The 12,038-nt window shown below is 67.4% G+C and carries 9 protein-coding genes; 5 read left to right on the forward strand and 4 right to left on the reverse strand.

The genetic code is table 11. From position 1 onward, the window contains the following. Nucleotides 1-213: 213 nt before the first annotated feature. Nucleotides 214-1,128 carry a LysR family transcriptional regulator gene (locus PXD02_RS11005; RefSeq protein WP_275103919.1) on the reverse strand — a complete coding sequence of 305 codons (915 nt, stop codon included), beginning with the start codon at nucleotides 1,126-1,128 and terminating at the stop codon, nucleotides 214-216. 148 nt (nucleotides 1,129-1,276) lie between these two features. Here PXD02_RS11005 and PXD02_RS11010 point away from each other — a divergent pair, with 148 nt between their 5' ends. The 3 genes from PXD02_RS11010 to ccmE all read left to right on the forward strand — a co-directional run bounded on the left by PXD02_RS11010 (nucleotide 1,277) and on the right by ccmE (nucleotide 6,035). Continuing rightward, nucleotides 1,277-4,666 carry an indolepyruvate ferredoxin oxidoreductase family protein gene (locus tag PXD02_RS11010; protein WP_275103920.1) on the forward strand — a complete coding sequence of 1,130 codons (3,390 nt, stop codon included), beginning with the start codon at nucleotides 1,277-1,279 and terminating at the stop codon, nucleotides 4,664-4,666. Nucleotides 4,667-4,753: 87 nt separating this feature from the next. Beyond that, entirely contained in the window at nucleotides 4,754-5,572 is an 819-nt protein-coding gene (locus PXD02_RS11015) for a glutamate racemase (RefSeq protein WP_275103921.1), read from the forward strand. A gap of 13 nt (nucleotides 5,573-5,585) precedes the next feature. Then, entirely contained in the window at nucleotides 5,586-6,035 is a 450-nt protein-coding gene (gene ccmE, locus PXD02_RS11020; RefSeq protein WP_275106410.1) for a cytochrome c maturation protein CcmE, read from the forward strand. 112 nt (nucleotides 6,036-6,147) lie between these two features. Here the strand turns inward: ccmE and PXD02_RS11025 are convergent, their stop codons facing one another. After that, the gene (locus PXD02_RS11025; protein WP_275103922.1) at nucleotides 6,148-6,699 is read right to left on the reverse strand and encodes a TetR/AcrR family transcriptional regulator; all 552 of its coding nucleotides are present in this window, start codon (nucleotides 6,697-6,699) and stop codon (nucleotides 6,148-6,150) included. An 82-nt stretch (nucleotides 6,700-6,781) separates the two neighbouring features. Between PXD02_RS11025 and PXD02_RS11030 the strand changes: the two genes are divergently transcribed. Together PXD02_RS11030 and PXD02_RS11035 are read left to right on the forward strand one after the other, a co-directional pair. After that, nucleotides 6,782-8,266 (forward strand): MFS transporter, encoded by a 1,485-nt coding sequence (locus PXD02_RS11030; protein ID WP_275103923.1) that lies wholly within the window; start codon nucleotides 6,782-6,784, stop codon nucleotides 8,264-8,266. A 31-nt stretch (nucleotides 8,267-8,297) separates the two neighbouring features. Next, the gene (locus PXD02_RS11035) at nucleotides 8,298-9,749 is read left to right on the forward strand and encodes a TrkH family potassium uptake protein (RefSeq protein WP_275103924.1); all 1,452 of its coding nucleotides are present in this window, start codon (nucleotides 8,298-8,300) and stop codon (nucleotides 9,747-9,749) included. A gap of 35 nt (nucleotides 9,750-9,784) precedes the next feature. Here PXD02_RS11035 and map read toward each other — a convergent pair whose 3' ends face one another. Together map and PXD02_RS11045 are read right to left on the reverse strand one after the other, a co-directional pair. Beyond that, a complete protein-coding gene (map, locus tag PXD02_RS11040; protein WP_275103925.1) occupies nucleotides 9,785-10,534 on the reverse strand; it encodes a type I methionyl aminopeptidase in 750 nt (249 codons plus the stop codon). Nucleotides 10,535-10,638: 104 nt separating this feature from the next. Then, a complete protein-coding gene (locus tag PXD02_RS11045; RefSeq protein WP_275103926.1) occupies nucleotides 10,639-11,949 on the reverse strand; it encodes a peptidoglycan-binding domain-containing protein in 1,311 nt (436 codons plus the stop codon). Nucleotides 11,950-12,038: the final 89 nt, after the last annotated feature.

Consider the following 12,038-nt stretch of genomic DNA (forward strand, 5'->3'; position numbering starts at 1 on the left):
AAAAAAGCCGGGCACGAGGCCCGGCCTAAGTCCAACAGGGAGGTAGAAGGTGATGCGCGATTAAGCTGACCATCGCCTTCGACGCTTCATTTATGGGCAGGGTGCGAACGGTTCAAGAGAGATCACGCTGCATGTGCAGCATAGCCGGCATGCAGTTGCCGAATAGCTACACGCGAAAGTTGCAGAACCTTCCGCCGACGCAGGACCAAGGTCTTACTTCCCGACCGGCAAAAGCGCCTCGCTCTGCCTGCGGCGGTAATCCTGGATCTCCTCCAGCACGAAATCGCGGAATACCGCGACGCGGCGCGTCTGGCGCAATTCCTCGGGATAGGCCAGGAACACCGGCACTTCGCCCGAATCGACCGCGGGCAGAACCCGGACCAGACCCTTGTGATCGGCGGTCAGGTAGTCCGGCAGGACGCCGATCCCCAGATGGGCCAGCACCCCCTGCAACACCCCGAAATAGTTGTTCACCGTCAGGGTGGAACTGATGTTCTGTGCCATGATCTCCTGCACCAGCCGCGCCCCTGCGGCCACCTGCGGCTGGTCCGCCTTCTGGCAGATCAGGCGATGGGCGGCCAGGTCGGCCATGCTCTGCGGCACGCCCGCCTTGGTCAGGTATTGCTCGGTCGCATAGAGCCGCATGCGAATGTTCAGCAACCGGCGGCGGATCAGGTCGGACTGGCTGGGCTCCTTCATGCGAATCGCCACATCGGCCTCTCGCATCGGCAGATCCAGCAGCCGCTCCTCCAGCATCAGGTCGATCTTGAGATCGGGATACTTGTCGTAGAGCTTGCCAAGACGCGGCGCCAGCCACAGCGTGCCGAAGCCCACGGCGGCGGTGACACGCAATTCACCGAAGACATGCTCCTCGCTGTCGCGGATGCGGGCCGCGGCGGTGTCCAGCTTGCGCGCCATGGAGGAGGTCGCTTCGAACAGCAATTCGCCCTGTTCGGTGAGAATCAGCCCCCGCGCGTGACGGTGGAACAGCGTGGTGCCCAGCGATTCTTCCAGTGCGCGGATCTGCCGACTGACCGCCGATTGCGACAGATGCAGCGTATCGCCGGCATGGGTCAGGCTGCCCGCATCGGCGACCGCGTGAAATATTCTAAGCTTGTCCCAGTCCATGCTGTTACAATCCTGCCGTGCCTGCCATGCAATTTTTGCAGACCTATCCTGAATGCAGCATTCCGGCAAGAGAAAGCAGCACACGCAGTTTTTCCTTCGTCGGTCAGCAAACCTGACCTATAATGCGGATGGTGGAGGAGACGTTGCAATGAGCAAGCAAGAATTTTCGCTGGCCGACCGCTTTGACCTGACCAAGCCGCAGGTGCTGCTGAACGGCACGCAGGCCCTGGTGCGGCTGATGCTGATGCAGGCGGCGCGCGACAAGGCGGCGGGGCTGGACACGGCGGGCTTCGTGACCGGCTATCGGGGTTCGCCGCTGGGGGGCGTCGACCTGGCGATGATGCGCGAAGGCAAGCGGCTGGCGGCATCGAACATCCTGTTCCAGCCCGGCCTGAACGAGGATCTGGCCGCCACCGCCATCTGGGGCAGCCAGCAGGCCGAATTGCGCGGCGAGGGCAGATACGATGGCGTCTTCGCGCTGTGGTATGGCAAGGGACCGGGCGTGGATCGTTCGGGCGACGTGATGCGCCATGCCAATATGGCCGGCACCTCGCCCCATGGCGGCGTGGTCATGGCGATGGGCGACGACCATACCGGCGAAAGCTCGTCCGTGCTGCACCAGTCCGACTGGGCGATGATCGACCGCTATATCCCGGTCCTGTCGCCTGCGGGCGTGCAGGAGATCCTCGATTACGGGCTGTATGCCTTTGCCCTGTCGCGCTTCGCGGGGGTGTGGACCGGCCTCAAGACGATGAAGGACACGGTCGAGGCGACCTCGGTCGTGAACGGCGATCCGTTCCGGCTGTCCTTCGTCGCGCCTGACTTCCAGATGCCGGAAGGCGGGCTGAACATCCGCCTGCACGACACGCCAGTGGCGTCCGAGGCGCGGATGATCGACTATAAACGCTGGGCGGCCGAGGCGTTCGGGCGCGCCAACAAGATCGACCGCAAGGTCTGGGGCAAGCCGGGCGCCAGGATCGGCTTCGTCGCGGCGGGCAAGAACTGGCTGGATCTGGTCCATGCCCTGTCCCTGCTGGGCATCGACGAGGACGAGGCCGAGCGGCTGGGCCTGACCACCTACAAGGTCGGCCAGACCTGGCCCCTGGACATGAAGTCCTTCCAGGAATGGTCGGAAACGCTGGAACTGATCGTCTGCGTCGAGGAAAAGCGCAAGCTGATCGAGGTGCAGTTGAAAGAGGCGATCTTCGACAACCGCCACGGCCGCCGCGTCCTCGGCTGGAAGCACGACCGCACCGGCGCCGAACTGTTCCCGACCCGCTATGCCCTGGATCCGGTGATGATCGCCCAGAAGATCGGCGAGATCCTGATCGAGGAAGGCCGCGGCACCGACCATATCAAGGCCGGGCTGACCCGCCTGTCCGAGGTGCGCCGCGCCGACAACGCCCCCGAGATCGCCACCCGCACGCCCTGGTTCTGCTCGGGCTGCCCGCACAACACCTCCACCAAGCTGCCCGAGGGAAGCCGCGCCTATGCCGGGATCGGCTGTCACTACATGGTGCAGTGGATGGACCGGGACACCACCGGCTTCACCCATATGGGCGGCGAGGGCGTGAACTGGGTGGGCGAGGCGCCGTTTTCCAGGCGCAAGCATGTGTTCCAGAACCTGGGCGACGGCACCTATAACCATTCGGGTTCCCTGGCGATCCGCGCGGCCATCGCGGCGGGCACCACCATCACCTACAAGATCCTGTTCAACGACGCCGTGGCCATGACCGGCGGCCAGCCGAACGAGGGCGGGCTGACCGCCCAGCAGATCGCGGCCGAACTGGTCGCCATGGGGGTCAAGCCGCTGGTCGTGGTCTATGACGAGAAAGAGGATGTGGACCCCGCGCAGTTCCCGACGGGCCTGCGCTTCGAGGAACGGGCCGAGCTGATGACCGTGCAGCGCGACCTTGCGGCCACGCCGGGGGTCAGCGCCATCCTCTATATCCAGACCTGCGCCGCCGAAAAGCGCCGCCGCCGCAAGAAGGGCACCTTTCCCGACCCCGACCGCCGCGTCTGGATCAACCCCGAGGTCTGCGAAGGCTGCGGCGATTGCGGCATCCAGTCGAACTGCGTCTCCATCGTGCCGCTGGACACCGAACTGGGCCGCAAGCGGCAGATCGACCAGTCATCGTGCAACAAGGATTATAGCTGCGTCAAAGGCTTCTGCCCCAGCTTCGTCACCGTCCAGGGCGGCAAGTTGCGCAAGCCCACGGCCGAGGCCTTCGAGATCCCCGACCTGCCCGCCCCCGCCCTGCCCGCGATCACCGGCACCCATAACGTCGTCATCACCGGCGTCGGCGGCACCGGCGTGGTGACCATCGGCGCGGTGCTGGCCCAGGCCGCCCATATCGACGGCAAGGGCGCGGGCATGATGGAGATGGCGGGCCTGGCCCAGAAGGGCGGCGCGGTCCATATCCACCTGCGCCTGGCCAACCGCCCCGAGGACATCAGCGCCATCCGCGTCGCCGTGGGCGAGGCCGACTGCATCATCGGCGGCGATCTGGTGGTGACGGCGGGCGCCAAGACCATCGGGCTGATGACCACGGGCCGCACCGGCGCGGTGGTCAACGATCACGAGATCATCACCGGCGATTTCACCCGGCTGCGCGATTTCCGCGTGCCCTCGGACCAGTTGAAGATCTCGCTGGAAGCGCGGCTGCGCGACCGGGTGGCCTTCTTCGACGCCAACGACCTGGCGCTGCGGCTGCTGGGAGATTCGATCTATTCCAACATGCTGGTCCTGGGCGCGGCCTGGCAGCAGGGGCTGCTGCCGCTGTCGCTGGAGGCGATCATGCAGGCGATCGAACTCAACGGCGCCAAGGTCGCGGAAAACCAGCGGGCCTTCCAGATCGGCCGCTGGGCGATGGCCTTCCCCGACCAGACCCGCAAGCCTGCCCCGGTCACGCAGCTTCCCCCCGATCCGGTGGCCTATCGAGAGGCACGGCTGGTCGATTACCAGAACAAGCGGCTGGCCCGGCGCTTCCGCAAGCTGGTCGATGCGGCCCCTGCCCCGCTGCGCGAAAGCATCGCGCGCGGCTACTACAAACTTCTGGCCTACAAGGACGAATACGAGGTCGCGCGGCTGCACCTGACCACCGCCGAACAGATCGCCGCGCAATGGGAGGGCGAGACGAAGCTGACCCTGCACCTTGCCCCGCCGATCCTGCCGGGCAAGGATGCCGATGGCCGCCCCAAGAAACGCGAATACGGCGAATGGATGCTGGGGGCCTTCAAGCTGCTCGCACGGCTGAAAGTCCTGCGCGGCACGCCCTTCGACCCCTTCGGCTATGCCGCCGAACGCCGCCACGAACGCGCCGCGATCCGGGACTACGAATCCGACATGCGCGAGGTTCTGGCGCGTGTCACCGACGCCACCATGCCCGTCGCCATCGAGCTTGCGGAACTGCCCCTGACGGTGCGCGGCTATGGCCCGGTCAAGGCCCAGGCCGAAGCGGCGGCGGCCATCCGGCGGGCCGAACTGCTGGATCAGTTCCGCAGCGGCCAAGCGCCCTTGCAGCAGGCCGCCGAATGACGGTTTTGGCCGGCGACCTGATCTAAGTCATTCCAAACCGTCGCGATGCGCCGTAGAACCGGCCTCGCGACAGGCAAGGATGGCATCATGGCAGTGGGCGTTTTCGATTCGGGACTGGGCGGGCTGACGGTCCATCAGGCCATCGCCGCCCGGCTGCCCGATCTGCCGCTCGTCTATCTGGGCGACAACGCCCATACGCCCTATGGCACCCGCACCGCCGACGACATCTTCGACCTGACCTGCGCGGGCGTCGAACGGCTGTGGGCCGAGGGCTGCGACCTTGTCATCCTGGCCTGCAACACGGCCAGCGCCGCCGCGCTGAAGCGGATGCAGGAAACCTGGCTGCCCGCCGACAAGCGCGTGCTGGGCGTCTTCGTGCCGATGATCGAGGCGCTGACCGAACGCCGCTGGGGCGACAATTCGCCGCCCCGAGAGGTGGCCGTGAAGCATGTGGCCCTGTTCGCCACCCCCGCCACGGTCGCCAGCCGCGCCTTCCAGCGGGAACTCGCGTTCCGCGCCGTGGGCGTCGATGTCGAGGCGCAGCCCTGTGGCGGCGTCGTCGATGCCATCGAAATGGGCGATGAAATCCTGGCCGAGGCGCTTGTGGCATCCCATGTCGAGGCGCTGCTGCGGCGGATGCCTCATCCCGAAGCGGCGGTCCTGGGCTGCACCCATTACCCGCTGGTCCAGGACGCCTTCCAGAAGGCGCTTGGCCCGAACGTCAAGGTGTTCAGCCAGGCGGGGCTGGTGGCGGAAAGCCTGGCCGACTATCTGCAACGCAGGCCGGAATTCCTGGGATCGGGGACGGCATCGAAGAACCTGACGACCGGCGACCCGGTTCGCGTCTCGGGCAAGGCCACGCAGTTCCTGCGCCGCCCGATCCATTTCGAGGCAGCACGAGGGTGACTCCATGGCTGGCATGAAATCCCTGAAGAAACGCCGCCGCATCCAGGTGATCGTCGCGGCCGCGCTGGCCCTGCTGATCGCGGTCGGGCTGATCGGATACGGGTTCCAGGACGGCATCAACCTCTATCGCTCGCCCGCGCAGGTGGCCGAGGCCGCGCCGGAACCGGATGAGTATTTCCAGCTTGGCGGGCTGGTCAAGGAAGGCTCGATCGTCGACCGCGAGGGGGTGGAATTCGATTTCGTCATCACCGACGGCGCGGCGGAAATCCCGGTCAGCTATGTCGGCCGCGACCCGCGTCCCGACCTGTTCACCGAGGGCCAGGGCACCATCGCCAAGGGATATTACCGCGACGGCCGCTTCGAGGCCCGCGACCTGCTGGCCAAGCATGATGAGACCTATATGCCGAAAGAGGTCATCGACACGCTGAAGGAAACCGGCGTCTATCAGGATCCGAACAGCTAGGCCCGGCCAGCGCCCGCCCCGCCCCAAGCGGGCGCTTACACGCCCCCTTGGGTCGGGCGCTGGCCTTCCGGGGTTACGGAGTTGCGCCGTCTCTGGTTGCACCCTCGCCCGATTACTGTCTGTCTTCTCCTTCAAGAAGTCCCCCGATATCCGCGAACACCGCCTGCCATTCCGCGTCCTCCAGCGGCATGAAGCGCAGGAAATGCAGCAGGAACGCCCCCTCGCAGGCCAGAAAGGCCAGCCGGGCGCGGCGTCCCTCGGGCGTGTCTACATCCACTCCCGCCAGCCGGTCGCGATACCAGCCCTGGGTCGAGGCCAGGTGTTCCGGGGTCTGCATCAGCCCGGCCATCAGGCTGGCGGCCTTGGTCATCGACAGCGCGTCCGCCTGGCGCGTGGCGGCCACATGAGCGCGCAGCCGCTGTCCCGGATCGGCGCCGGGACCGGCCAGGGCGTCGAATTTCGCGTCATAATCGCGATTCCACCGCGCGAACATCGCGTCGATGATGTCGTCCTTGGTCCCGACCGCGTATTGCACCCCGCCCTTGGTGATCCCGCAGGCGCGGGCCAGCGCGTCGATGGTCAGCGCCGACGCGCCCTGGCTGCGGACGATTTCCTCGGCCGCGTCCAGCAGCTTTTCGCGGTCGATGCTGCGCGGTCTTGCCATGATGCCCATTCCGTTTCCATACGATCGTATTTAAACTGACGGCCCGCGACTCGCCACCCCGCGCCTCATTTTCAGGTGAGACATGACCGCCCGTTCCCCCTGGCTTGTGCTGGCCATCGTATCGACCGCGCTGTTCCTGATCGTCATCGACATGACGGTGCTTTACACGGCCCTGCCGACGCTGACCCGCGACCTGGACGCCTCGGCCACGGAAAAGCTGTGGATCGTCAATGCCTATTCGCTGGTCGTAGCCGGTCTGCTGCCGGGCGCGGGGGCGCTTGGCGACCGCTGTGGGCACCGGCGGATGTTCATGATCGGGCTGGTGATCTTCGGGCTGGCCTCGCTGGCGGCGGGGTTCGCGCCGTCCTCGGCGATGCTGATCGCGGCGCGGGCCGCCCTGGCGGTGGGCGCGGCGGCGATGATGCCCGCCACGCTGTCGATCATCCGCCACAGCTTCGACGACCCCGATCAGCGCGCCCTGGCCATCGGCATCTGGGCGGCGGTCGCCTCGGGCGGGGCGGCGCTTGGCCCGGTGATCGGCGGCGCGCTGCTAGAGCATTTCCACTGGGGCGCGGTGTTCCTGGTCAACCTGCCGGTGGTGCTGGCGGCGCTGCCGCTGACGCTGGCCTTCGTGCCCAGGGGCCGGGCCCATGGCCGGCATCCCTTCGATCCGGTCGGATCGGTGCAGGCCCTGGTCGGGCTGGTCGGGGTGACGCTGGCGATCAAGGAGATCGCCAAGCCCGACCCCTCGGTCCTGGTGCTGGTCCTGTCCGCGATGGTCGGCGCGGCGGCCCTGGCGCTGTTCCTGCGCCGCCTGCGGCGCAGCGCCAGCCCGATGATCGACCTGACGCTGTTCCGCGATCCGCGCTTTTCGGGCGGCGTGATCGGCGCCGTCGTCTCGGCCGCGACGCTGCTGGGGGTCGAGCTTGTGATCACGCAGCGCCTGCAACTGGTCCAGGGGCTGACGCCGCTGCAAGCGGGGCTGTTCGTCCTGCCGATCCCGCTGGCGTCCTTCGTGGCTGGGCCGGTCGCCGGCCTGATGCTGGCCCGTCTGGGCGCGGGCCGCCTGCTGGCGGCGACGCTGGCCGTCGGCGGGGCGGGCATCCTGATCTATGGCGCGGGCTTCGGCGACTGGGGGATCGAGCTTGCCAGCTTCACCCTCATGGGCGCGGGCATCGGCGCGGCGATGACGGCGGCATCCTCCGCGATCATGCTGAACGCGCCCGCCGACCGGGCGGGCATGGCGGCCTCGGTCGAGGAGGTGTCCTATGAGCTGGGCGGGGCATTCGGCATCGCGATCCTGGGCAGCCTGATGGCCGGGGTCTATAGCGCCACCCTCGCTCGCGCCGGTTTCGGGGCCGAGGCCGCGGATTCCCTGGACGGCGCCCTGGCCCTGGCCGCGACCCTGCCCGCGCCCCAGGCCGAACGCCTGCTGGCCGTGGCCGAGGCCGCCTTCGACCGGGCCACGGGCGCGGTGGCCCTCGCGGCGGGGCTGGCGCTGCTGGCGGCGGCCCTGTGGGTCGGCCGGATCAGCCGCGCGGGCGGCGCGGTCCAGCAGGGCGCTTGACGCCCGGCGGGGGGCGGGGCAAGCAATCCCCATGATCGACCTTCGCCCCGTGGCCCATCCGATCGGCAAGATCATCGTGACCCTGGGGGTTTCGATGCTGGCTCCCATGCTGGTGGACTGGTGGCACGGCGATCCGCATTGGGTGGTCTTTCTGCAATGCGCGGCGCTGACCACCGTGGCGGGCACGCTGGTCTCGGTGGCGACCTGGGGCGATTACAAAAGCCTGTCGATCCAGCAGGCCTTCCTGCTGACCTCGGGGCTGTGGGCGGTGCTGCCGGTCTTCGGCGCCCTGCCCTTCATGCTGGGCCAGCCCGATGCCAGCTTCACCGACGCCTATTTCGAGGCGATGTCGGGCGTCACCACCACCGGCACCACCGCATTCCCGGAGCTGGACGGGCTGCCGCGCGGCACGCATCTGTGGCGGGCCATCCTGCACTGGATCGGCGGCCTGGGGATCGTCGTGGTCGCGATGGTGTTCCTGCCGATCATGAAGGTCGGCGGGATGCAGTTCTTCCGGTCCGAGGGCTTCGACACCCTGGGCAAGATCATGCCCCGCGCCGGAGAGATCGCGGCCGAGATGACGCGCATCTACATCATGCTGACCGGGTTCTGCACGCTCGCCTATCTGCTTCTGGGCATGAACGGTTTCGACGCCATCGTGCAGGCCTTCGGCACCGTGTCCACGGGCGGATTTTCCAATTACGACGCCAGTTTCGGGGCCTTCCTGGGACCGCTGGAATGGGCGGCGTCGTTCTTCATGATCCTGGCCTCGATCCCGTTCATCCGGCTGGTTCAGGGGATTCGCGGGGATTTCACGCCGATCTGGCGCGATCTGCAAATCCGCGCCTATCTTCGCTGGATCCTTTATGCCTGCGCGATCATCATCGCCTATCGCGTGATCTTCCTGCGCCACCAGGGCACCCTCGCCGACATCACGCGCGAGACGGTGTTCAACACGATCTCCACCTTTTCCGGCACCGGGTTCTTTTCCACCGACGTGATGACCTGGGGCCACCTGCCCATCGCGATCCTGATCATCTGCGGCCTGATCGGCGGCTGCACCGGATCGACCGCCTGTTCGGTCAAGGTGTTCCGCTATCTGGTGCTGTTCCAGGCGGTGCGCGCGCAGTTGCGCCGGATGCATTCGCCGCACCGCGTCTATGCCCTGCGCTATGAAGGCCGCCCGCTGGACCAGGACGTGATCGATTCGGTGATGGCCTTCTTCACGCTGTTCATGCTGACCTTCGGCCTGCTGATCGTGGGCCTGTCGCTGACCGGCCTGCACCCCCGCACGGCGCTCACCGGCGCCTGGACCGCCATCGCCAATATCGGCCCCGTCTGGGGACCGGAGATCACCGCCAACGGTTCGGTCGCCGAATTTCCCGAAGCCGCCAAATGGCTGATGAGCCTGGGCATGTATCTGGGCCGGCTGGAACTGGTATCGGTGCTGGTGCTGCTGCTGCCCCGGTTCTGGCGGGGTTAGGATTTTCGCCGTTTTGAGTCCGAAGCGGTCATTGATCAGCTCGGCAGAGTGATAATGACCGGTGCTCGATGTGTCACAACAACCGTGTGCTCGTATTGCACAGCAAAGGCTTGGGGATGGCTGTAGAGCGTCCATCCGTCATCCCCATCGGTTGCCATGAGGCCGCCCCTGGACAGAAACGGCTCCACCGTCAGCACCATCCCATTGTGCATCCGGCGTTTTTCGCCGCGCGTGGGCCACGTGGGGATTTCCTCGGGATACTCATGCAGCGACCGGCCCACACCATGACTGGCAAGATTTCGGATCAGAGTATAGCCGCGGGCGGAGGCGAACTGCCCGATGGCCCGCCCGATGCCGGCCAGCGGCTTATCATGACCAACCTGCGCGATGCCGATCTGCATGGCCCGCTTGCCATCCTTGCAAAGGCGATCGAGGGAGGCACGCACCGGAGGAACCCGAAAGGTCGCGCCCGTATCTGCGAAAAACCCCGCCTTCGACGCGGACACGTCGATGTTCACGAGATCGCCTCGGGCAATCACTCTGTCGCCGGGGATGCCATGGGCGATCTCCTCGTTCACGCTGATGCAAGTCGTGCCGGGGAAGTCATAGGTGGATTTCGGCGCGGACAGGGCACCTTCGCGTTCCAGAACCTCACGCCCGATCTCGTCCAGCTCGCGGGTCGTCATGCCGGGTTCGAGCGCGTTCGACATGACCTTCAGGGTGTTCGCCACAATCCGGCCGATGGCCTTCATGCCGTCCAATTCATCTTCCTTGGTGATCGTCATGACGCACTCTCTTTCGCGAAAGAAGTTTTCGGCAGCACGGCAAAGAATGTCCGGGATGTCCGCAAAGCAGGCCGCAACAAACCCAGGCTGTCAGCGGCCCGATTTCACTCCGCCGGCAAGGCGGCTTCGCTTGTCGCCCCATCATTCGCCGCCGCCCCCTTGCGCGCGAAGCTGTCCGACATCTCCGCCGCGATCCGCGCCTGGCCCTGCGCATCCGCCGCGGGCCAGATCAGCACGAAGCCCTCGGCCCGGCCGTCGCGGACCCAGCCTTCGGCGCGGCCGATATGGGCGTCGTTCGCGCCCTCCAGCAGCACATGGCCGGGCTTGATCGTGCGGGTCGGCTGCGGCACCCAGCCAAGCGCCGTCACAAGGCCGGACAGATCCAGCAGTTCCTGCTGCTCGCCCGGCTGGCTGAACAGGATCAGCGCCGCGCCCGACCCGTCCTTCGGGCCATAGATCGACAGCGCCCGTTCGGTCCGGTCGAAGTCCAGCCGGTCCATCGGCGCCAGCAGCGACAGCCCGGTCGCGGCGTCGTCCAGCGTGACCAGCCCGACCTCGGCCCGCCAGGCGTCGCGCCGCGCGATCAATTCGCGCATCGCGGTGCCGGGATCGGGGGACAGGCGGCCGGCCAGGATCTCGGCCCGGATGGCGTCGCGGGTGCGCGGACCGTCCTTGCCGTCGATCTCTCCGCCATAGACGCCCGCCCAACGCAGCGCGCGCTGCACCTGATCCAGCGGCGGCATCCCGGCAGGCGTCGCGGGCGGCGCGGGCAGATCGGGCGCTTCGCCGGGGACGGCCAGGGCGCCAAGGTCGGCCGCGTCGGACAGGAAGGCATCCCCCGGCACCAGATCGCCGTCCTTGAAGAGTTTCAGCCAGGCATCGGCCGCCGCGCGGTCCAGCGGACCCAGAACCACCCCGAACCAGCCGTTCGGCAGTTCCGCCAGCCCGGCCTCGGGGAAGGTCTTGCGCCACTGGGCCAGGGCCGCGTCCGCATCCGCCCGCGACGGCAGCGATTGCAGGCGCAGATAGGCGCCCGGCGCGGGCCGATCCGGCTGCGGCGCGGCGGGTTCGGGCGCGGCGGGCGGCGCCTCGGCCAGGGGCGCGGCCTCGCCCACCGGGGTCAGCACCACATCCGCGCCCGGCACGGTGACGAAACTGTCCGGCGGGATTTTCCGCGCCTCTTTCAGCGCGCCGATGCGGTCGCCCGCCGCCTCGGGCGACAGCGGGCCGATGGCGATGGCGGTCCAGCCGCGCGGCAGCGGGAACGTCACCACATCGTCGAACTGCGCGGCCCAGCGGGCGGCGGCCTCGGCCACGTCGCCGCCGCGCTTGGCCTCGATGCGGATCACGGCGTCCTGCGCGAAGCCCGCCATCGGCAGTCCCGCCGCCATCACCACGAAAGCCAGTCGCCGCATTCCCGTCCCCTTTGCCGGCCTTTATTGACCCTGTGCCATGCCGCGCCTAGAAGGCGCGCAAGCATGTGCTGATCTATGCAAAGGACGGC

Origin of the sequence: Paracoccus sp. S3-43 (assembly GCF_029027965.1) — a bacterium.
Taxonomy (GTDB): domain Bacteria; phylum Pseudomonadota; class Alphaproteobacteria; order Rhodobacterales; family Rhodobacteraceae; genus Paracoccus.

Bases quoted from the DNA above. Each gene is read 5' to 3' on its own strand.
- PXD02_RS11045 (WP_275103926.1), bottom strand. From the start codon at position 11,949: ATGCGGCGACTGGCTTTCGTGGTGATGGCGGCGGGACTGCCGATGGCG.
- PXD02_RS11035 (WP_275103924.1), top strand. From the start codon at position 8,298: ATGATCGACCTTCGCCCCGTGGCCCATCCGATCGGCAAGATCATCGTG.
- PXD02_RS11010 (WP_275103920.1), top strand. From the start codon at position 1,277: ATGAGCAAGCAAGAATTTTCGCTGGCCGACCGCTTTGACCTGACCAAG.
- PXD02_RS11025 (WP_275103922.1), bottom strand. From the start codon at position 6,699: ATGGCAAGACCGCGCAGCATCGACCGCGAAAAGCTGCTGGACGCGGCC.
- ccmE (WP_275106410.1), top strand. From the start codon at position 5,586: ATGAAATCCCTGAAGAAACGCCGCCGCATCCAGGTGATCGTCGCGGCC.
- PXD02_RS11015 (WP_275103921.1), top strand. From the start codon at position 4,754: ATGGCAGTGGGCGTTTTCGATTCGGGACTGGGCGGGCTGACGGTCCAT.
- PXD02_RS11005 (WP_275103919.1), bottom strand. From the start codon at position 1,128: ATGGACTGGGACAAGCTTAGAATATTTCACGCGGTCGCCGATGCGGGC.
- map (WP_275103925.1), bottom strand. From the start codon at position 10,534: ATGACGATCACCAAGGAAGATGAATTGGACGGCATGAAGGCCATCGGC.
- PXD02_RS11030 (WP_275103923.1), top strand. From the start codon at position 6,782: ATGACCGCCCGTTCCCCCTGGCTTGTGCTGGCCATCGTATCGACCGCG.